We start from the raw sequence: 21013 nt of genomic DNA on the forward strand, positions 1-21013 counted from the left end.
GCGGCGCGGCCTGAGGCACAAAAATACATATAACCGGCTCAATTATGAAAACGGTTACACGTTAAGCAGGTTATAGACTGGCAAACAACCGGTTATACTTTCCTGGGCAACGGAAAGGCCTGTAAACCTCAGCCTTGCCCCTACTCCCGTATGATACTTTGCCTGCCATCGGGCTCTATTTTCACGATGCGGGATGGGCGTGAGGCCATGTCATCATCCTGTCGCCAGTTCACCACAAAATCCACGCGCTTTCTTATTTCATCGCTTATGTCGGCAAAGGTCTTTGGGGCAGGCTCACCGCTGATGTTGGCCGAGGTCGATACAATGGGCCTTGCCACCTGCCGGATAAGGCGATGGCAGAACTCGTCGTTCATTACAATGCGTATGGCCACAGTGCCATCCCCGGCTATTACTTCCTGGGGCAAATTCTGCGGGTCTGAGAACACATAGGTGGTAGGCCGCTCCTGCTGCTCTACCAGCTCCTCAAACCTGTCTGGCAATGGCTTAATGTAGTGCTGCAGCATCTCCAGGTCTGCCACGAGCAGGATCATCGCCTTGGATTCTTCCCTTTCCTTTATCTTGAATATTTTGCGCACCGCCTCCGCATTCTCGGCATCGCAGCCTATTCCCCACACCGTATCGGTAGGGTACAGAATCACGTTACCCAGCAGGATCTCCTCCTCGGCGGCCTGTATTTCTTTTACTAACTGGCTCATAGTTTTAATTAGTTACTGGTTGTAGGGTTCTTGTTGTCAGTAAGTCCAGAAGTTTAACTTGTACTCGAAAAACGAACAACTAACACCAGAAAACAGCTTATCGTATTTCCTGCGTCAGCTCTACCAGCACACCATTGGCAGATTTCGGGTGCACAAAGCACACCAGCTTGTTATCCGCACCTTTCTTGGGCTGCTCGTTCAGGAGTATAAACCCCTCGCTTTTCAGCCGCTCCATCTCGGCAAAGATGTCCTCTACTTCAAAAGCGATGTGGTGGATGCCCTCGCCACGCTTCTCGACAAACTTACTGATGGCGCTCTCCGGAGTCGTGCCTTCCAGCAGCTCAATCTTGGTGTCGCCTACCTTAAAGAAAGAGGTGTTCACTCCCTCCGACTCCACATACTCAGTTTTATAGGGCTCCACCCCCAGCAGTTTGAAGTATAATGCGTTGGCCTGGCTGAAGTCCCTGACAGCTATTCCTATATGTTCTACGTTTTTCATTTCGAGTTTGTAATTAGTCTAAGTAAAGAATTTTTGCTATTTTTGCACTGGATTCAAAACTAATAATTTCTTTAAACTGTTTAGCTAACAGGACAAAAGGACATAACAAGAAACCGAAAAGTTACTATGCTAACACTTCCGATATACCTGGATAACAATGCCACTACGCCGCTTGACCCGCGCGTGTTGGAGGCGATGATGCCTTACATGACAAATATGTTCGGTAACGCGGCATCCCGCAACCACGCCTTTGGTTGGCAGGCCGAAGAGGCCGTTGATTATGCCCGTGAGCAAATCGCCTCGTTGATCAACTGTTCTCCAAAGGAAATCATCTTTACCTCCGGCGCTACGGAGTCAGACAACCTTGCCATCAAAGGCGTGTTTGAAATGTACGCATCTAAAGGGAACCACATCATCACCGTTACCACCGAGCATAAGGCGGTACTGGACACTTGCAAGCACATCGAGAAAATCGGCGGCAAGGTTACGTACCTGAAGGTAAACGAGAAAGGCCTGATTGACCTGAAAGAACTGGAAGAGGCGATCACCGATAAGACTATCCTGATCTCTGTGATGTATGCCAACAACGAGATTGGTGTTATCCAGCCTATCCGTGAGATCTCAGCCATTGCAAAAAAGCGCGGCATCCTGTTCTTTACCGATGCCACGCAGGCGGTAGGCAAGATTCCGGTAGACGTGGAAGCCGACGGGATCGACCTGATGGCATTCTCCGGCCACAAAATGTATGGACCTAAGGGAGTAGGTGCCCTGTACGTGCGCCGCAAGAACCCACGTGTTAAGGTTACGGCCCAAATGGACGGTGGTGGCCACGAGCGCGGCATGCGCTCCGGTACTCTGAACGTGCCAGGAATCGTAGGCCTTGGTAAGGCCGCTGAAATTGCCCGGCAGGACATGGAATCCGACTCTAAGCGTATCGCCGCCATGCGCGACAGGCTGGAGCGTGAGCTGACAACCATTGAGGAGTCTTACGTGAACGGCTCTACAGAGCACCGCCTGCCCCACGTATCGAACATTTCGTTTAAGTATGTAGAGGGCGAAGGCCTGATGATGGGCGTGAAGGACCTGGCCGTTTCGTCCGGATCAGCCTGTACCTCGGCTTCTTTGGAGCCATCTTATGTACTGAAGGCCCTTGGCCTGAGCGATGACCTGGCACACTCTTCCCTGCGCTTCGGCCTTAGCCGCTTCACAACGGACGAGGAGATTGACTATGCCATCGATCACGTAAAAGAGGCGGTGGCGAAACTCCGTGAACTCTCCCCGCTGTGGGAAATGTTCAAAGAAGGTATCGACCTGAGCACGATTGAGTGGGCAGAACACTAAGATTGAATTAAAAATTGGAAATTAGGAATTAGAAATGGTAACCTTAAAACCTGTCTAATTCTTAATTTCTAAAGTATAGTTTCTAATTCATAATTTTTAATTTCTAATTAAACTAAAGCTATGGCTTATTCAGATAAAGTAATCGACCATTATACCAACCCACGCAACGTTGGTACGCTAGATAAATCAAAAAATAACGTAGGTACCGGCTTGGTTGGCGCCCCTGAGTGCGGCGACGTAATGCGCCTGCAGATTGAGGTGGACGAAAACCAGGTGATCACCGACGCCAAGTTTAAGACATTCGGTTGCGGTTCAGCAATCGCCTCTTCCTCTCTGGCAACAGAGTGGCTGAAAGGCAAAACTGTTGACGAGGCATTGGCCATCGACAACATGGCGATCGTGGAGGAGCTAGCGCTGCCTCCGGTTAAGATCCACTGCTCTGTACTTGCCGAAGATGCTATCAAAACAGCCATCAACGACTACAGAGTTAAGAACGGCCTCCCGGAATTGGAGATGCCTAAGTCTCACCACTAAGAAGCAAGGACTCAGTAATGGAGTCAACTACGGATGTGCACGTAACGAGTGCCCGTATTCAAAAGCAGATTGAGCACCACTTAGGCATGAGCGGTAGCAGTCTGCTTTTTGAATTCAGACAGCTCGACAACAAAACGCGCCTCGACCTGATTACGGTGAACCCGCGTCACCAGCAGTCGTTCCTCTTTCACACCGAAGTGGGCTACGACCGGTTGGATGTGCTGCGTAAAATGCTGGCTTATGTGCAGAACTACCGCGACCAGGAAAGCTCCTTCACGATACAGTGGATGGCCCGGGACGACAAGGAGCTGAACACCTCCTACTTCCGGGCACGTAACATATATGAGGCGCTGGATAAGTTATACTTTGGCCGGGACATGAATACCATTACGGTGTTTAGTGTAGTGTTAAACCCGGTCTCCTAAAATTTTAAGATTATGATCACAGTATCAGATAAAGCAAAAGAGAAGGTAATAAAGCTGAAGCAGGAGGCCCAGCTGGACGATTCGTTCCGCTTGCGTGCTTCTGTTGCGGGTGGTGGTTGCTCTGGCCTGTCTTATAACCTCGACTTTGATGATGAGGTGAAGCCAATGGACCAGGAGTTCGAAGACAAAGGCGTAAAGGTTGTCGTGGACATGAAGAGTTTCTTGTACCTGGCTGGCACAGAGCTCGATTTCTCGGACGGCCTGAACGGCAAAGGCTTTTTCTTTAACAACCCGAACGCTACCCGTACTTGCGGCTGCGGCGACAGTTTCTCCGTATAACCCCCAACTCGAGATAAGTATACAAAAAAAGCTCTGCCAGTGCGGCAGAGCTTTTTTTGTATAGCCACTGTGCTAGCTACAGTTCTTGTCGGCCCGGCGGCCATACTCCCGAATCGCAGCGGCCTCTGTCGTTTTAACCACCTCGTCCTTACAACGCTTCAGCACATGGCAAGCGCTGTCGTAATGGTACACAGCCGAACTTTGGCTGTTGCAGATGTATACCGTGCGTTTCGTGGCCCCAGCAGGAATGGGCGCATTGGCTGTGCTAGGCTCTGAGTTGCCGCTCCGCTGGCTTTTACGGAAGTCCCACGGGGCAACCGGATTCGGGTCCTGCCACAGGCCTCTTTTAAAGCGGCGGGCATCCACCTCGGCGTTTGCCAGGTTCTGATCCTTGGAGTATTCCTTGTAGTGCCAGGCAAAGCCGTTTCGGACCAGCTCCTCATTCAGACTGCGGCCGTCCGGAAGTATAATCGTGCCTACGGTACGGCCATAGCGGTCTTTATTGTTGATGATGAGGCGTACGGTCTTGCCGTATACCAAATCCGAGGTATACTGTTTGGCCCGCTGCCCGTAGGCCTGGTTCTTTTCTGGGGTGTCCACACCGTAGAGGCGCACCGTTACCTCCTCCCCGTTACGCAGCAGCACGATGGTGTCCCCATCTTTCACTCCCACTACTTTGTCGCCGGGGGCGGTACTTGGTTGCTGAGGCGCGGAATCGGCGGGCTTGTCTGCACCCTCTGCCACAACTACAGTATCTGTATCTGCTGTTACAGCATCATTTTGCTGCTGCCCATTACGTTCTAAGATAGCCTGTTGCCGCTCCCTGAACTGCTCTTGCGCATCAGTACGGTCGCTTTGGCAGGAGAGCAGCGCAAGCAGGGCCAAGGGCAGGTATAGGAGTCGTTTCATGCTATGTGCTGGAGTTATACTTTGTACGGCAACAACGGTGTGCCAGGCGCAAAAGTATAAAATTGATTGCCGTATGCCAACAGGCGCGCTTATACCAGCTCAACAAGTGGCGCGTCTTCGCCCCTCGCCTCAGCCGGCTCATTGGTGACGGCTGCCGGTAGCCTGAAGAGGAACGTGCTGCCTACCCCAGCCTCACTCTCAGCCCACACGCTGCCACTGTTGCGCTCAATAAAGTACTGGCAAAGCTGCAGGCCTAAACCGCTGCCCCGCTCGTCAGCTGTGCCTTTGCTGCTGCTGATGCTGTGGCCATCAAAGAGTGAGGCGAGCTTCTCTGGCGTCATTCCGATTCCCGTGTCCTGCACCGAAATGGTTACCCACTCATCCCGCAGCTCTGATGAGATACAGATACCTCCGCCCTTTTTGCTAAACTTAATGGCGTTGCCGATCAGGTTGCGCAGCACAAGATTCACCATTTCTTTATCTGCATAGAGCTGGTGCGATGCCGCGATATCGTAACGGAACTCTAGTTCCTTGAACTTCGCCTGCGGCTCCAGCAACCGGATGTTCTGCTGCACCAGCACCGCCAGCTCCGTTTTCTCAGGCTTCACGGTCAGGCCACGCATCTGCATCCGCGACCACAGCAGCAGGTTGTCCAGCAGCCAGAGGGAGTTCTGCTGGCTTGCCTCCAGCGAAGCCATGAATGGCTTTAGCTTATCCTGCGGCACAGCCCCTTTGGCGATTAGCTGCAGTAGCCCCTGCAGTGAGGTGAGGGGGCTTTTGAGGTCATGCGCGATAACGGAGAAGAGTTTGTCTTTCACAGAGTTCAGCTTTTCCAGCTCCTCCTTTTGCTCCCGCAGCAAGTCAGCCTGCTCCGCTAACTGTTCTTTTTGCAAGGTAAGGGCGGTACTGTGCTCCAGCACATCCTTGTTCTTTTGCACCAACAGGTCGTTGAGCCGATGCATCCGGCGGCGGCCCAGGAAGAAAACCACTGCCAGCACACACACCAGCAGCAAAAGGGCTCCGGTAAACAGTTGTGCTGTGTTGCGGCGCTCGATCATCTGCTGCTGCAGGCTGGTCTGTGCTTTCAGCAGCAGGTTCTCCTGCACAGCTTTCTCGTTCTCATACTTGAACTCCAGTTCCGCTAGCTGGGTTTTTACGGACGCCTGTTGCACACTGTCGGCATACTGGTTTTGCAGCGTCAGGTATTTATGGGCGTTCTTAAAATCCCCGAGCCTGACATACAGCTTGTTCAGCGTTTCAGCGGCTAACTTTACCTCATCTTTAGAATTTAGCTTTATCAGCAGCTCAACGTTCTGCAGCGCGTAGGGCAAGGCCATTTCGGGCTGGTCAGCGGCCATGTAGGCCTCGGCCAAACCACTTAAGGAATAGGCCTCATCCATCTTGCTTCCAACTTTGCGCGCCGTGTTCAGCGCCTTGTGGTGGTACGACAGGGCCCTTCCCCAATCGCCTTTCTCAGAATAGATGAAGCCTATGTTGTTCAGGTTGATAAGGGAGTAGGGGTCATCAGGATCCAGCAGGTTCAGCCCGCGCTGTATGTATTCCAGGGCTTTATCAAGGTCTTTCTGCTGCTGATAGATACTACCCAGGTTCCCCAGTGCAAGCGCCACCCCTTTGGTATCGTTCATGGCCGTTGAGATCTCCAATGACTTTGCATAAAGCTCGCTCGATTTTTCAAGGTCGCCCTGGGTGGCATACGCCGTGGCGATGTTATTGTAACTCGCACTCAGCCCTGCAGAATCACCGATCGCCTCTCTTATCCGAAGAGACTTATAGTAGTACCTGCTTGCCTCACTGTAGTTGCCGTAGATATCGTAGGCTACGCCGATATTATTAAAAGCGAGGGCCAACGCCTTTTTATTGCCAAGTTCCTGAGCTAGCGCCACAGCCTGGTTGCCGTACTTGAGCGACGTGCTAAAAGAGGAGTTCCAATACTGCTTGCTAAGGTCACAAAGCAAAAAAACCTGCTCGTTTGCGTCTGTTGTTGCCTCTAATTCTGCCTTTAGGTTCGCTATTTTATCGGTTTGGGCTTGTGCCGAGAAAAGGAACAGTAGTAGGCTTAGAAAAACGAGTTGCTTCATTTGAAACGGCTTTGTCCTTACCAAATATACAATAATATATAATTAATGTATTATTGTAAAGAAAAATAAATTAATGCTCACATTCGGTAAGAATCGGCTCAGGCGGGAGTGGAACACAGGTGTGCTCAGAGTCCCACCACCTCTACCTTGCTCACCCCACCGGGCTGCCGTTGTATTTTTACCTGGGTGCTGATGCGCTCTTTCAGGGCTTCCACGTGGGAAATGATACCGATCATCTTGCCGCTTGCCTGCAGGTTCTCTAACGTTGAGATAGCGGAATCTAACGTTTCGGCATCCAGCGTGCCAAAGCCCTCATCGATGAAGAGCGAGTTAATCTGGGTACGGCGGCCCGCCAAATCAGAAAGGCCAAGCGCCAGCGACAAGCTCACCAGAAAGCTCTCGCCTCCGGACAGCGTATTCATCGGCCGAACGGCTTCGGCTTGGTACATATCCACGATCAGCAGCTCCAGGTCTTCGGCAGCGGACTTGAGGATGCGGTAACGGTCGTTGAGCTTTTGCAGGTGGCGGTTGGCCAGCTCCACCAGCCTAGCCAGCGTGAGCCCCTGCGCAAAGCGGCTGAACTTGTTTCCGTCGGCTGAGCCAATCAGGTCGGCCAGCTGCGACCAGCGGTGGCACACCTGCTGCTGCGTCTTCAGTTGTTCGGCGAGCTCCCTGTTCTTTTCCCGCTGCTGCGCATCCTGATCCAGGCGCTCCTGCTGGCGGGCGCGTTGCGAGATCAGTTCCCGCTGCTGCTCTGCTTTCTGCCGGTGCTGTACCTGCAGGGTTTCCATACTTTCCTCGGTCAGCTGCTTTACCTGCACCTGCGTTAACTCCTGCCGCACATCACTGAGGGATTTACGCAGCTCCGTCAGGTGCTTTTCGGTTTGTGCCTTCAGGTTGGCAAGGCGGTCGGCCTCGTCGCGGTGGAGCAGCATCTGGCTCAGGGCTTCTATCGTTTCGATGCCCTTCTGCTGCAGCACGTGCAGCAGCCCCTGGCGCAGCTCGTCCAGAATGGATTTGTTTTGCTGATGCTTTTGCAAACAATCCGTCTGCCGGGCTCGGGCCTCCTGCAACTCCTGCTGCTTCTGCAACTGGGTACGGCGGGCTTCCTCGGCCTGTGCGGCACGGGCCTTTACCTCCTGCTGGGCTTGTTTTCGCTCCTGCTCCGGGTCTTTCTCCCCAAACAAAGTATAGCGCTCCGTTTTAAGTCGCGACAGCTGCTCATGCTCGGCTTTCAGGTCCTTCTTGCGTTCCTCCTGTTCCTTTAGCTTCTGCGCTTCATTCGCCTTCAGGTTCTTCACCTCCGCGTTCAGCTCCACATACTTCTCGCGCATACTATCCAGGTTCTGCTGCTTCTGGGCAAAGGCAGCTGATTGCTGCTCCAGCGATTGCAGTAGTGTATGGCGCTCTTCCGGTATATACTTTAAGCCAAAGGTAGCGGCGAAGGATTCGGCCGTTTGGGTGTGCACCTGCTGTTGCTCCTGCTCATCGGCAAGTATAATCTGAAGCTTCTGCAGCTGCGTTTGCAGGTGTTTGTCTGATGCTTGCAGCTGGTTCGAAGCAGCCTGTGCCTGTACCTGCGCCTCCCGTACCTTCTGGCTTTGCTGGCTTATACTTTCCAGTTCGCGGCTCAGGTGGCGTGCCTGCGCCAGCTGCTGCTGCAAAACAGTGGCCGACTGCTGCTGCGCCTGCTTTAACTGCTCCAGTATCTCTACGTCGCCTATATTTATACTTTGTGGCAACCCCTCGGATAGTTGCTCAAAAGTATGTTGGAGGCGCTTCAGCTCACCTTCTGTTTCTGATTTGGCGGTAAGGCCGAGTTGCAGTTTCTGCTCCAGCGCGCCCAGCTGCAGTTGTAGCTGGTTTATACGTTGCTCCAGCTCTTTTACCACTTCCTGTTGCTTATCGCGCTTCTGTACCTCTTCCGGCAGGTCAAACGTGTAGCCATTCTCGGCGAAAGGATGGTGGGTAGAACCGCACAGCGGGCAGGGATCGTTCTCGGTTAACGTATGGCGTGCCTCCTCGTACTGCAGAATTTGCTGCTGCAGTTGCACCAGTTTCTGCAGCGCCTGCAGGTGCTCTTCGGCCTGTTTATACGTTGCTTGATCCTCCCGCAGCTTGATACTCGTTTCTTCCTGCTGCTGCCTTAGTTGCGTCTGGTGCCCCGTTATACTTTGCAGTTTCTGCTGCTGCCCGGCATGCTGCTGCGCCAGTTCCTGCAGGCGCTCATATCGGGTTACTAGGGCAGGCTGCGTCTGCGCCGCCTGCTCCAGCTCCTCCATACTTTTATCAGAAAGTATACCTTGCAGGGCGGAAAGCTTTTCCTCTTTCTGTTGATGCAGCTGTTGCTGCTGCTCCTGCTGTTGCGCCTGTTGCGCCTGCAGCGCTGTTAGCTGCTTTCCCTCCCGCTGGCGCTGCAGGTTCAGCTCCTGCTGCTCCTGCTGATAACGTTTGATGCGTTGCTCCACCTCCTGCAGGTCGCGGAGGGTGGCTTTAAACTCGGGCAGGTGCTCTTTCAGATCCTGCAGTTGGGAGTGCTGTTCCAGCCATGCTTTTATATTGGTCACCTCCTGCCTCAGCTTTTCCAGTTCCTGCTGCTTGGCCTGAAGCTGGGCCTGCTCCTGCTGCAGCTGTTCCTCAAAACCTACATAGGCATTCTTGTTCTTGCTGTAAGACTCGCGCAAAGTATGGAGTTGGTGGTCGAGTTTCGAAACCTGTGCCAGCAGCGGCTCCAGCTGTTGCACTGCCTCCTCCTGGTGCTGGTGTGCCTTGGTGGCCTCGGCGGCAATTTTCCCGGCGGCTTCCAGTTCTGTTTCCAGCACCGGCACACGCTTCTGCAGTGTGTGCAGTTGCTCCTGCACCTCGGTTACTCTGCTGCTGGCACTCCGGATCTCGGCCAGTTCGCCTACAAATTGGTGCGCCTGCTCATGCTTTTGCAGCCTAACGAACTCCGGCTCCAGCTGCGCCAATTTTTGTTCCTGCACCTGCAGGGCCTGGTGGTGCTGCTCTTGCCGGGCCTGTAGCTGCGCCACCTGCTGCAGCCACTGCACCTTCTCCTGCAGCGTAATGATCTCCTGTTGATGTATGGCTTCCTGTTCGGCCAGCTCTTTTATACTTTGCTCGTAGGCCGCACGCTGTTCCTCTGGCAGCAGTTGGGTGTTTTGCAGCAACTGCTCCAGCCCCTCATACTTTTGCCGCTCCTGTTTGGCTTTCTCGTAAGCAGATTTGGAGATTTCAGAGTAGATGCCCGTGTCGGTGATCTTCTCCAGCAAACTGCTGCGCTCGTTGGGGCTGGCCTTCAGGAAACGGGCAAAGTCGCCCTGCGAGAGCATCACCGAGCGCAGAAACTGGTTGTAGTCCAGGCCGCACAACTCGGCCACCTTGCCCGGCACCTCACTGGGTTTCAGGTCGAAGAGTTCATCCTCCTCAAAAGTATAGAGCTCCATGTGCACCGGCTGTATGTTGCCGTCCACCTTGCCCCGGCTGCGGCGCAGGTGCCACTTGGAGCGGTAGCGCCTGCCATTGGCCTCAAACTCCACCTCCGAAAAACACTCGGCCGTATGGCGCGTCATCAGCTCCAGCGGCTTGTCGTTGCTGTGGCGGTGCACCAGTCCGTAGAGGCCCACTGTAATGGCATCCAGTATGGTGGTTTTGCCGGCACCCGTGGGGCCCGTAATGGCAAACAGCCCCGCCTCCGCCAGCGGGCTCTGGTCGAAACGGATCTCATGCTCACCTTTCAGCGAGTTCAGGTTCTGGAAGCGTACGGAGAGGATTTTCATGGGTGCACTGTTTGTAATTCAGAAGGAAACTGAAGGCTGATCAATTCGGCCAGCTTTCGGGTATCTTCCGGGTTTGTTCTAAAATCTACGGTATGAACAAGGTGGCCATTCCTGAACAGCTTTAGTTTGCTGTTTCCTACAGGCCAAAGCATATCAGACCGCCACCAGATATCTTTTAAAGTCTGCGCTGCATTTTCAGGTTCAACAACAGCCTTATCTATTTTGGTTAAATCAAATGCTTCTTTCCTAAACCAAGGCCGAAAGAAGTAAAAGCTGAGCATAGAGCCGTTCAATAGCACTTTACAATCATATCCGTTTGGAATGAAGTGCAGCAGCAAACCTGCCGGAACCCCACCTGCTATCGTTAGCCACCAACTTTCTGAGAAAGCAAAGATAAGTGCAGCCACAACCAACGTTTTTGGAATGATGCTGTAGCTGTCGACTGGAAAGCGGGTTTCGAAGGTACCGGCTGCTTTCATACTTGCTTCTTAGTGGGTGGTAAAGGATGATTCTTTGCTCATTGGCAGTTATTCTGACACTAGCGGGACCTTCGGGCGCCGCGAGGTCGCTTGTAGAAAAAAGACGCAAGGTATTGCGTCTCTACAACTTTCTAACTCTCTTCCCCCTGCCCCATCAGCTCCAGCAGCTCCGAGAAAGTAGCTACTAGTTCGGAATGGTCAGCATCCGGGAAGGCGCTTTGGCAGCGCTTGAGGAACACGTCTTGCTCGCGTAGTGTGTGCAGGTCGGCCTCCTGCTGTACCTGCTGCTCCAGGGTCTGGGCGGCTTTCTGGATAATGGGCGGCCGGTGAATGAGCAGCTGCAGCTCGTCTTTTTTCAGGCTCAGCACCTCCTCCAGTTGCTGGTTCAGGTCCGGCAGGTATGATTCCAGCTCCAGTTGTATCTCGGCCCAGGCGGTTAAAGTATGGCTGCTGTTGTGGTACGTTGCCAGTTGCTGCTTTACTTTTTCCAGCGGCCCTTTAAAGCGTACCAGCTTCCGGCAAACAGGTATCGTCACTTCGCGTAGAGCAGCCAGCTTGCCGGCCTCAAAATCAAGTATAAAAACTACCTTTTTATCGGTTACCTCGCTAAAGCTAAGTGGAATGGGCGAGCCCGAGTAGCGGATGTGGTGGCGGTTATTCACTTGCTGCGGGCGGTGCAGGTGGCCTAAAGCTACATAATCGAATTCCTGCGGAAATTGATCGGCCCCGATCTGCCCTAAGTTGCCTACGTGAATCTCTTTCTCGCTTTCGGAGGCGGAGCCGCCGGCGGCAAACAAATGGCCCATGGCCACCACGGGTATAATTTGCTGTTTATACTTTTGGATGTGCGGCACAAATGCCCCATAATGCGCGGCAATGCCCTGTTTGATGCGCTGCTCCCGCTCCTCAAAGCTCTCTCCGGGCACCGACAGGCGCACGTCGCGGTCGCGCAGGAAAGGTACGGCACACACGACCAATTCCAGCTCGCCCTGCTCGTTACGCAGCTCGATTAGTTCGTCCAGCGGGTCGGGGGAAGCGCCGCCCACCACATGGATGTTAAAGCACTCGAGCAGCTCTTTGGGGGCATTCAGGGTAGAGACCGAGTCGTGGTTACCGCCCGTGATAATGATGTGACGGCAGCAGGTGGCGCATACTTTGCGCAGGAAATCATAGTATAACTTAAGCGCAGTATTGGAAGGAGCGCCGTTGTCGAATACGTCGCCGGACATCAGCAGCACCTCCACCTGCTCCTGCGCTATGGTCTGCAGCAGCCAGTTCAGAAAATGCTGGTGTTCTTCGGTACGTTCAAGGTTAACGAGGCGCTGGCCCAGGTGCCAGTCTGAGGTGTGTAGTACGCGCATAGCTCTTCTTCTCCAATTCCGACTCAAAATACATCAGAATATAGGAATATAGCAAGTATTTTCTGTTGGTTATCGCCCTGAAGTATAAAATTGAGAAGAAACCGCGGTGGGAGCGTTATCCTTTCCGGCAAAGAAAAAGGCAGAAACAGCGCTATTGCCACTCCTGCCCCTCTGTAAAGGCGTTCTGTTTTATCTCGGTTCTGCAGCGCCCGCCTCGGTAGGCAAGCCTGCCACTTTCAGGTCCTGGTATCCTCCTAGGTTATAGATGTGCTTGAAACCTGCCTGTTTCATGAGCTCTGCCGCCTGCCCACTACGGTTGCCGGAGGCGCAGTACAGGTAGTACACCTTGTCTTTGTCCCAGTTCCTGATATCCTCGGCAAAGTCGCCGCCACGGAAATCAGACAACATAGCGCCATCCAAATGGCCGCTGGCATACTCTTCGGGCGTACGCACATCTACCAGCACCGTTTTGCTGTTCAGGTTCTGCCGCTTAAACTCTGTCGGCGTCATGTTCTGCACCTGTGCAGGCCCCTGTTGCGGCGTGCCGGCGCAGCTAAACATCAGCGCTGCCAATAAGCTAATTGCTACTACTTTCATCGCATTATACTTTGTTTATACTTCTATCGCCTCTGTAAAGCTAAGCATTATCGTTTGCTTTACCCTTAAATGGTGCTAAAAGGTTCTGCAGCCGTGTATACAACTGATAATGTTGGTTATGGTGGTGTCGGTGAGGGAGTAAAAGACGTTTTTGCCTTCGCGCCTGGTCTCTACCACGCCTTTGTCACGCATGTTGGTTAGGTGATGCGACAAAAGCGACTGCTCTACCTGCAGCACTTCCTGCAGCTGGCTGACGGTAAGGCGCTCGCGCTGCTCCAGCAGGTCGATGATGCTGATACGAACTGGATGCGCCACGCACTTCAGCACATACGCTGCCCGCTCCAGTTTCTTCTGGTCCACCCGCACTTTTAAGATATTCATGTAAAGGAAATATTAAACCGGACTTATACATGAAGATATGTTCATGTACGTATTTCAGTACAATTCTCCCACACTTATAGTTCCGGGCCCTGTTATACTATTCTCTAGTGCGTCAGCCACCGGCTTTGGTCTTTAAGCGCAAAGGCCCTCAAAATTATCCTACTCCACAATCATAATTTTTCTAACATAAATATTGAACTATAAAGGGAGGAACAGAGTTGGGGCATTAATTATTACAAAATACTAAGTCCTTGTAGTTAAGCTGTTAACCTTTCCAAGCCAATGAAAACAACATTTACGCTGCTATGGCGCAGCCTTACCCTTTACTGCGCCATTTCTCTTTTTCCCGCTACTGCACCTGCCCAAATTGCTATGGGCCCACGCCTAAATAGTTATACCCAAAACTTTGATGGCTTGCCTGCAGCTGGCACAGACCAGTGGAAGAGCGGGCAGGAGTACCTGCAGGGGTGGATAGTTTACCGGACCCAGGCAGACTCAACTGCTCTTACCGCTAACAACGGGCAGGCTAATACAGGAGGTCTCTACAGCTATGGAGCCACTAACTCCACTGATAGGGCCTTAGGATCCTTAGCCTCTGCCAAGCAGGGCCAGTTTACGTACAACCTTTCGCTGCAGAACAACACCGGAAGCACCATACAATCGTTGGAGGTGAACTATACCGGGGAGCAGTGGCGAATCTCAAACAAAACCGCCCCACAACACGAACTGTCCTTCTGGTACGCCATCACTACGGACCCCAAGAGTATCAACACCACTCCTACTAATAACAAAGGTTGGACAGAGGTACGGGAGCTAACGTTTTACGGCCCAAAGTTTTACTTATCAGGTGGCCCACTGAACGGCAATGCCCCCGATAACCGAGCTCACCTGCGCCATACGCTTCAGATAGAGGTGCCGGCAGGCCACTACCTGTTGCTGCGATGGAAAGATGCAGACGAAATCGAGTCAGACCATGGATTGGCCATAGACGATGTAACGGTTACCTGGCACACTCAGGCGGCAGAGGTACCCGCACCACTGCCGGTGGAGCTGACCTATTTCAGGGCAAGCGTAAAGGATAGCCAGGTAGAGCTGCAGTGGCAAACTGCCAGCGAAGACCGGAACAGCCACTTTGATCTGGAACGCAGCCAGGATGGCAAGTCCTTTGAAATGGTAGGCACTGTGGCTGGCAAAGGCACGACCGCCCAAACCACCACCTATAGCTACCAGGACCATCAACCACTGCCGGGCACCTCCTACTACAGGTTAAAACAGGTAGATGAGGACGAAAGCTACACATACTCCAAGGTTGTTGCGGTGAGCAGAAAGCTGACGCAGGAACTACACGTTTTCCCCACCATCGCCACACAGCAGCTGCAGGTAAAGTCTGACGTAAGAATGTGGCAGGCAATCGTGTCTGACACGAAGGGCCGGAAACTGCTGGCGCAACAACTGGAGCCGCTTGCTTCGCAGCATCAGATCCAGGTGGGGCACCTGGAAAAAGGAACCTATGTGCTGGTACTGCTCGATGAAAAGGGCAAACGCTACATGAAACGCTTTGTGAAGCAGTAGCACCCGGCCAGGCCTCAGGCTTTACGCTAAATTTTATACCTTTGGGCTTTAGCAAGCACTAACCTATGAAATTTAGCCTTACCGCATCCGTATCAAGACGAATTCAGGACGTTGCCGCCATGCTGGTGGTTTGTGCCCTGGCTGCTTGCCAGCCCACCGAGACCGCACAGCAGGAAGAGGTGGAAAGTGTGTCAGCCGCGGCATCCGTAGTGGCCGATACCACTGCCAGGAGGCCAGCGCCAGAGTTTTTTGTGATACCGGAGGAAATGCTGAGAACACGGGTGTGGATCTGTGAAGACGGTGTTTCTGATGTTTTCCATGTAAAGCACGACTGCCCAGTCTTGATACAGTGCAAGGGCAAGGGTACCTTCCGAAACCTGGTGCTGCCCCGGGCCATTGAGGACTATGGCCGCTACAATTGCCAGGAGTGCAGCAAAGAGCTTGATTTTATCTTTGATAAAGACGCTGTCCGGGAAATGGGCAGCTAAAGAAAAGGCCCCGCCATGGCGGGGCCTTTTTTATATTGTGTAGTTATACTTCATAAGCCTGCCCAAATTATTTCTTGCCATGAAGCACCAGCAGTGGCACTTTTGCCTGATACGTCATTCGCTCGGCAAGGCTTTGGGTAAACAGGCTCTGCAAGAAACCCTTTTCTCTTCTGACCATCGCCATCACATCGCCGCCTATCTGGCTATAGTACTCCAACAGCCCTTCATCACGGTGCTTGCTTGTTTGCTCCTGAAAGGATAGCGGCACATCCGGGAAAAGCCCCTGGAGCTCTGCCCTAAAGGCAGCGGCCTCTTCGCCGTTCTGCTCTTCGCGGTTCTTCACGATATGCACCACGTCTATTTTGGCCCCAAAGCAGCTCCCTAGCTGCACCACCTCTTTCATGGCGGCTACATCTTCCTCGCTATAGTCTGAAGCATAAACAATATGTTCGATCTTAGGTGTTGGCGCATCTCTAGGCACCGAGAGCACCGGGCACTTCACTTCCTCAATTACGGCCTCGGTACTGCTGCCGATCAGCAGTTCCTCCATGGTGCTATCGCAACCGGTGGTACCCATCACAATCAGGTCATACCCCTCCTGCTTGCTTAGGTGCTCAGCCACGTCTGTCAGTAAAGCCTCCTTCAGCAGGTAATCGCAGGTGAAGCCCCCGTCCCGATTGGCGCCATATGTTTCCTCCAGGTGGTGCACCGTCGCTTTCAGCTTCTCCGTGGCATGACGCATCTGCTCCCCCAGCAGTTCGTTTGCCACCAATGCCGTTTCCGATGTGTCCACGATTGGCAGGTGCACCACATGCAACAGCGTGAGGTGCGCCCCGGCATACTGCGCTATGTGCACAGCATACTCCACAGCTTTTTCCGAGGTGCCGGAAAAATCCGTGGGACATAGTATTTTATTCATTTTATTGTTGGTTGTTTGATTGCCCGTGCATTTACATCGACATATTACTATATGTATGTGATTTCACAAAAGGCTTCAATCACTATTTCCCCCTTTTGTTACTTTTTCACTAAAAATAATCAAAAACATCCGAAAAAATCAGTATAAAATACTAAGCCTGGCTACACACAGCTACTTTACGCTAACACTTGCGTAAAGCAAACAACAAGCCCCACCGGCCGTAAAACATGCCGGTGGGGCTTGTTGTTTGCTTTATATTTTATCAACCTGTCATGAGAGCCCCTGATGCGTGCTCTTGCGTACTGTTCTGCAGCAGGCGGTCCAGCATCTCGCGGGCTTCCTGGCAAGTATCCACATGGTACTTGGCCACTGAGGAGGCGTTCCCAACTTTGATGGTGTAGGAATTGCGCGGCATCGCCTTAAAGATGTCCTCGTCGCCCCAGTCGTCGCCCACAGCCATCACGAACTTGTGGGGGAACTTGCTCAGCCAGTAACTAGAGGCTTTGCCTTTGTTTATCTCCTGTGCTTTCACCTCCACAGCCATCTGTCCGTCCAGCACTTGCAGGTTACTGTTAGAGGCCAGGAAGTTGAGGTGACTCACCAGCTCACGGGCACGCAGTTCGCCTAACCCGGTTTCCACACGGCGGTAGTGCCACACCAACGAGTACTCTTTCTCCTCTATGAAGGAGCCGGGGGTGCGGTCTACGTACAGGTCCAGGATCAGGCGAATGTCTTTTTTCCAGTCGTCCATCAGGCTCAGCATGGTTTGCCAGCCTGTACCGCGCTGCTTTATCCAGACGCCGTGCTCGGCAATGATGTCGATGTTGAGGTGCCCCAGCCAATCCTGCATGGTAGCTTTCTCGCGGCTGCTCATTACCACCACCCTATTCTTCGGATCATTGCTCAGGCGCTCCAGCAGCCCCATTAATTCATCATCCGGCCGTGCCATTAACGGACGGTGGCGGTAGTCTACCAAGGCCCCGTCATACTCCAGGAAGAACAGGCGTGAACTGGCTGAGTCGTAGGCATTGCTCATCTCCAGGAAAGTAGCCTCGTCGAGGTAAGTAGTTGCCAGCGACAGCTGCTTGATCTTCACATAGGAGAGCCGGTCCATGAACATGCTTACCCAGTGGTGGATGTTGTAGCGCTGCAGCGACTCCTGCATGTTGGCCATGAGCATTTTCTGCTCCTCCTCCGGCATGGAAAGCGCCTGGTAAATGGACTCCACCATTTGGTTGATGTCGTTCGGGTTGATCAGGATGGCATCAGACAGCTCCTTGGAGGCGCCAGCCATCTCGCTAAGTATAAGCACCCCTCTCTGGTCCAGCTTACTGGCCACGTACTCTTTACAAACCAGGTTCATGCCGTCGCGCATCGGGGTCACGAGCGCCACATCAGCCATGCGGTAGAAAGCTGAGAGTGTTTCCAGCGGATACGAGCGGTAGAAGTACTGAATTGGGTTCCAACTGATGTGGCTATACTTACCGTTGATGCGGCCAACCAGCTCATCCACCTCCTCTTTCAGCTCCTTATACTTCTCCACAGCATCACGGCTTGGCACCACCAGCATCAACAGGGTTACCTTATCATGAAACTCAGGGTATTTCTCCAGAAACAGCTCAAAGGCCCGCAGGCGCTGCGGTATTCCTTTAGAGTAATCGAGGCGGTCGATGGAAAGAATGATTCTCTCGGCATTGAGGTTGCCACGGTAAATGCGCTCCCGCTTTTTTACCTCCTCCTGAGCGGCGGTGCCGGCATATTTCTCATAGTCTATGCCCATTGGGAACGAATCCACCAGCAGCGACCTGTTCGGAGTGTTGATCCAACCATGCATGCTTCCATAGCCCACGATGCGGTTCACCGAACTCAGGAAGTGGCGCATGTCATCGTAGGTGTGGAAGCCGATGAGGTCTGCCCCCAGCATCCCTTCCAGCAATTCCTTGCGCCAGGGCAGCAGGCGGAACACCTCGTAGCTTGGGAACGGAATGTGCTGGAAAAAGCCAATGGTACTGTCAGGAAGTTTCTCGCGCAGCATGCTTGGCAGCAGCAGCAGCTGGTAATCGTGTACCCAGATGGTATCCTCCGGGCCGGCCTGGGCCACCACCGCATCGCAGTACTTCTGGTTCACCTCCACATACGTTTCCCACACCTGCTGGTCGTAAATGGCGTATTGGCTAAAGTAGTGGAAGGTCGGCCACAAGGTTTCGTTGCTGAAGCCCTCGTAAAACTCCTTGATCTCGGTTTCTGTGAGGAAAACGGGGCTCATGTTCTCCCCTTTCAGGTCGCTGGCAATCTGCTCCTGCTTTTCTGGCTCTGCTACCACTAGCCCAGGCCATCCGATCCAGAGGTTATCTCCCTTCTTATAGATAGACCCCAGGCCTGTTGCCAAGCCCCCCTCGCTCGTTTTGTAACTTAGTTCTCCGTCTTTCTCTTGCAGCTTAACAGGTAACCTGTTAGAAACGATAATCAGTTTTGCCATGCTTTGTGGTATTTTTTCCGGCAAGCAGTGCAGCGAGTGGTTCTGGCGCATAATTGTACTGCAACTGATGCCGGACCTAGTTTTATCTCCAGCGGTTGACACGCATCAACCTACCTCACATACGTATAATCTATGCGCCACGTTTTCTAATATAGGTAAATATATATTAATAAATAAACCTTCGGGCTTGCCGCACCGGGGCCGCCACGGATAACCCTTGTAGCTAGAATGCAGTATCAGATCAGTTTACCGCTTTTCCGACCTATGGATTACCTCAATAACTTATACGACCGTTTTGAATACCTTTTTAGCGGATTAGCCATACTTATCGTGGCCATTGTAACAGGTATTATCGCCAAACTCATCCTGTTCAGGCTGCTGGAGGTTTACAGCCAGCGCGAGAACCCATCCTTCGTCAGCTCGCTCACAAGGCACTTGAGCAGGCCGCTGGGCTTCTTTGTACCGCTTCTGTTTGTGGCCATTGCGCTGCCCGTACTACCCTACCGCCCTGAGCTAGTAGAGAACCTGCGCCGGCTGGTGGAGATCCTCAACATTATTGCCTTTGCCTGGATACTGGTGGCCCTCACCAACGTGGCGCGCGACATGGTGCGGCACCGGTACAACATTGAGGAAAAACCGGACAACATGCGCGAGCGCCGCCTCATCACGCAGCTGCAGTTCCTGCGCAAGGTAACGGTGGTAACCATCATTTTTCTGGCCACGGCGCTCATACTCCTCAGTTTTGAGCCGGTTCGGAAACTGGGAACCGGCCTGCTTACCTCTGCTGGAGTGGCCGGTGTGGTGATTGGTTTTGCTGCACAGACCTCCATTGCCAACCTGCTGGCAGGCATGCAGATAGCTTTCACGCAGCCTATCCGCTTAGACGATGTGCTGGTGGTGGAGGGAGAGTTTGGGCGCGTGGAGGAGATCACCCTCACGTATGTGGTGCTGCGGGTCTGGGATAACCGCCGCCTCATCCTGCCGCTAAACTACTTCATCCAGAAGCCGTTTCAGAACTGGACCCGCACCGGCTCCGATATACTAGCCACCGTGTACCTCTACACCGATTATACTTTGCCCATCGAACCGCTGCGGAAAGAGTTTGACCGCATCCTTGCCTCCACTGAGCTTTGGAACAAGCAGGTGTCGGTGCTGCAGGTAACGGACTCAAAGGAACGCACTTTAGAGCTGCGGGCACTCATGAGCGCCCAGAACTCCGGCATCGCCTGGGACCTGCGCTGCCTGGTGCGCGAGAAGCTCATCGACTTCATCCAGCGCAACTATCCGGAGGCGCTGCCCAAAACCCGCAGCGAGTTTGTTGGCCATAAGTTACCCCCATTCGCTGAGCTTTCGTAACTTAGGGCTTACCGCATTAAATAAATATTATATGAATTTCTTAGAAGGCATAGACCCAGTAATCGTGGACTGGGTGATTATTCCTGCCCTTATCTTCTTTGCCCGCATCTGCGACGTTACCCTTGGCACCCTACGCATCGTGTTCGTATCTAAGGGAAACAAGCTGGTAGCGCCCATACTTGGCTTTTTAGAAGTTCTGATCTGGCTGATTGCCATCACGCAGGTGATGGAAAACCTGAACAACGTCGCCTCTTACCTGGTCTGGGCCGGAGGCTTTGCCATGGGCAACTTCCTGGGGCTGCGCGTGGAGCAGAAGCTGGCACTAGGGCAGATGGTGGTCCGCGTCATTACGGTAGAGCCCGCCGACAAGCTGATCAGGATCCTGACCGAGCACGGTTACCGCCTGACCTGCATTGATGCCCGCGGCACGCGCGGCAAGGTAAACCTGCTGTTCCTGATCGTGAAGCGGAAAAAACTGCAACACGTGCTGGACATCATCCGCGACTATAACCCGCAGGCCTTCTACTCGGTGGAGGATGTGCGTTCGGTGGCAGATATCGGAATGCCGCAGGCCGAGAAAGAGCGCGAGGTAAACATGCGTAGGTTCTTTCCTCTCCGGAAAGGGAAATAGAATGCCTACGGTGCAGCCTTAGCTGGCCATGGCCATGCCGTAGATATGGTTGTAGGTACAAGCAGAGCCGCCGCTAAAGTATAAAGTTCTATACTTTAGCGGCGGCTCT

General features: G+C 53.0%; 19 protein-coding genes. 8 read left to right on the top strand and 11 right to left on the bottom strand.

From position 1 onward, the window contains the following. Positions 1-140 precede the first annotated feature (140 nt). Positions 141-716 carry an L-threonylcarbamoyladenylate synthase gene (locus PXG97_RS04745; RefSeq protein ID WP_276496567.1) on the bottom strand — a complete coding sequence of 192 codons (576 nt, stop codon included), beginning with the start codon at positions 714-716 and terminating at the stop codon, positions 141-143. A gap of 97 nt (positions 717-813) precedes the next feature. Continuing rightward, entirely contained in the window at positions 814-1215 is a 402-nt protein-coding gene (gene mce / locus PXG97_RS04750; RefSeq protein WP_276496568.1) for a methylmalonyl-CoA epimerase, read from the bottom strand. A gap of 126 nt (positions 1216-1341) precedes the next feature. On the opposite strand from mce, the gene PXG97_RS04755 reads away from it, so the two are divergent. The 4 genes from PXG97_RS04755 to PXG97_RS04770 all read left to right on the top strand — a co-directional run bounded on the left by PXG97_RS04755 (position 1342) and on the right by PXG97_RS04770 (position 3854). Continuing rightward, positions 1342-2556 carry an IscS subfamily cysteine desulfurase gene (locus PXG97_RS04755; protein ID WP_276496569.1) on the top strand — a complete coding sequence of 405 codons (1215 nt, stop codon included), beginning with the start codon at positions 1342-1344 and terminating at the stop codon, positions 2554-2556. Between the two features lie 120 nt (positions 2557-2676). After that, positions 2677-3090 carry a Fe-S cluster assembly scaffold IscU gene (gene iscU / locus PXG97_RS04760; RefSeq protein ID WP_276496570.1) on the top strand — a complete coding sequence of 138 codons (414 nt, stop codon included), beginning with the start codon at positions 2677-2679 and terminating at the stop codon, positions 3088-3090. Positions 3091-3107: 17 nt separating this feature from the next. After that, entirely contained in the window at positions 3108-3515 is a 408-nt protein-coding gene (locus tag PXG97_RS04765; protein WP_276496571.1) for a hypothetical protein, read from the top strand. Positions 3516-3527: 12 nt separating this feature from the next. Next, entirely contained in the window at positions 3528-3854 is a 327-nt protein-coding gene (locus PXG97_RS04770; protein WP_276496572.1) for a HesB/IscA family protein, read from the top strand. 72 nt (positions 3855-3926) lie between these two features. Here PXG97_RS04770 and PXG97_RS04775 read toward each other — a convergent pair whose 3' ends face one another. From PXG97_RS04775 to PXG97_RS04805, 7 genes are all read right to left on the bottom strand, one after another. After that, complete coding sequence (locus PXG97_RS04775) at positions 3927-4763, bottom strand: thermonuclease family protein (protein WP_276496573.1); 837 nt, start codon at positions 4761-4763, stop codon at positions 3927-3929. Positions 4764-4852: 89 nt separating this feature from the next. Further along, positions 4853-6862 carry a tetratricopeptide repeat-containing sensor histidine kinase gene (locus tag PXG97_RS04780; protein ID WP_276496574.1) on the bottom strand — a complete coding sequence of 670 codons (2010 nt, stop codon included), beginning with the start codon at positions 6860-6862 and terminating at the stop codon, positions 4853-4855. A 125-nt stretch (positions 6863-6987) separates the two neighbouring features. Next, positions 6988-10641: an AAA family ATPase gene (locus PXG97_RS04785; RefSeq protein WP_276496575.1), complete on the bottom strand. Its 3654-nt coding sequence runs from the start codon at positions 10639-10641 to the stop codon at positions 6988-6990. Continuing rightward, entirely contained in the window at positions 10638-11120 is a 483-nt protein-coding gene (locus PXG97_RS04790; protein WP_276496576.1) for a hypothetical protein, read from the bottom strand. The genes PXG97_RS04785 and PXG97_RS04790 overlap by 4 nt, the downstream gene beginning before the upstream one ends. Before the next feature lie 131 nt (positions 11121-11251). Then, positions 11252-12481 carry an exonuclease SbcCD subunit D C-terminal domain-containing protein gene (locus PXG97_RS04795; protein WP_276496577.1) on the bottom strand — a complete coding sequence of 410 codons (1230 nt, stop codon included), beginning with the start codon at positions 12479-12481 and terminating at the stop codon, positions 11252-11254. A gap of 189 nt (positions 12482-12670) precedes the next feature. Beyond that, on the bottom strand, positions 12671-13078 hold the full coding sequence (locus PXG97_RS04800) for a rhodanese-like domain-containing protein (RefSeq protein WP_276496578.1): 408 nt from the start codon (positions 13076-13078) through the stop codon (positions 12671-12673). Between the two features lie 75 nt (positions 13079-13153). After that, positions 13154-13459 (bottom strand): ArsR/SmtB family transcription factor, encoded by a 306-nt coding sequence (locus PXG97_RS04805; protein ID WP_276496579.1) that lies wholly within the window; start codon positions 13457-13459, stop codon positions 13154-13156. Positions 13460-13741: 282 nt separating this feature from the next. On the opposite strand from PXG97_RS04805, the gene PXG97_RS04810 reads away from it, so the two are divergent. Both PXG97_RS04810 and PXG97_RS04815 read left to right on the top strand, forming a co-directional pair. After that, positions 13742-15031, top strand: coding sequence for a T9SS type A sorting domain-containing protein (locus tag PXG97_RS04810; protein ID WP_276496580.1), 1290 nt, complete (start codon positions 13742-13744; stop codon positions 15029-15031). 65 nt (positions 15032-15096) lie between these two features. Then, positions 15097-15519: a hypothetical protein gene (locus tag PXG97_RS04815; protein WP_276496581.1), complete on the top strand. Its 423-nt coding sequence runs from the start codon at positions 15097-15099 to the stop codon at positions 15517-15519. A 67-nt stretch (positions 15520-15586) separates the two neighbouring features. On the opposite strand, the gene PXG97_RS04820 is transcribed toward PXG97_RS04815, so the two are convergent. After that, the gene (locus PXG97_RS04820; protein WP_276496582.1) at positions 15587-16438 is read right to left on the bottom strand and encodes a universal stress protein; all 852 of its coding nucleotides are present in this window, start codon (positions 16436-16438) and stop codon (positions 15587-15589) included. Between the two features lie 262 nt (positions 16439-16700). Further along, complete coding sequence (locus PXG97_RS04825) at positions 16701-18917, bottom strand: bifunctional alpha,alpha-trehalose-phosphate synthase (UDP-forming)/trehalose-phosphatase (protein ID WP_276496583.1); 2217 nt, start codon at positions 18915-18917, stop codon at positions 16701-16703. A 264-nt stretch (positions 18918-19181) separates the two neighbouring features. Here PXG97_RS04825 and PXG97_RS04830 point away from each other — a divergent pair, with 264 nt between their 5' ends. Together PXG97_RS04830 and PXG97_RS04835 are read left to right on the top strand one after the other, a co-directional pair. Continuing rightward, the gene (locus PXG97_RS04830) at positions 19182-20273 is read left to right on the top strand and encodes a mechanosensitive ion channel family protein (protein ID WP_276496584.1); all 1092 of its coding nucleotides are present in this window, start codon (positions 19182-19184) and stop codon (positions 20271-20273) included. A gap of 31 nt (positions 20274-20304) precedes the next feature. Next, positions 20305-20904, top strand: coding sequence for a DUF2179 domain-containing protein (locus tag PXG97_RS04835; RefSeq protein ID WP_276496585.1), 600 nt, complete (start codon positions 20305-20307; stop codon positions 20902-20904). Positions 20905-21013 lie beyond the last annotated feature (109 nt).

This window comes from Pontibacter litorisediminis, assembly GCF_029360645.1.
GTDB classification, from domain to species: domain Bacteria; phylum Bacteroidota; class Bacteroidia; order Cytophagales; family Hymenobacteraceae; genus Pontibacter; species Pontibacter litorisediminis.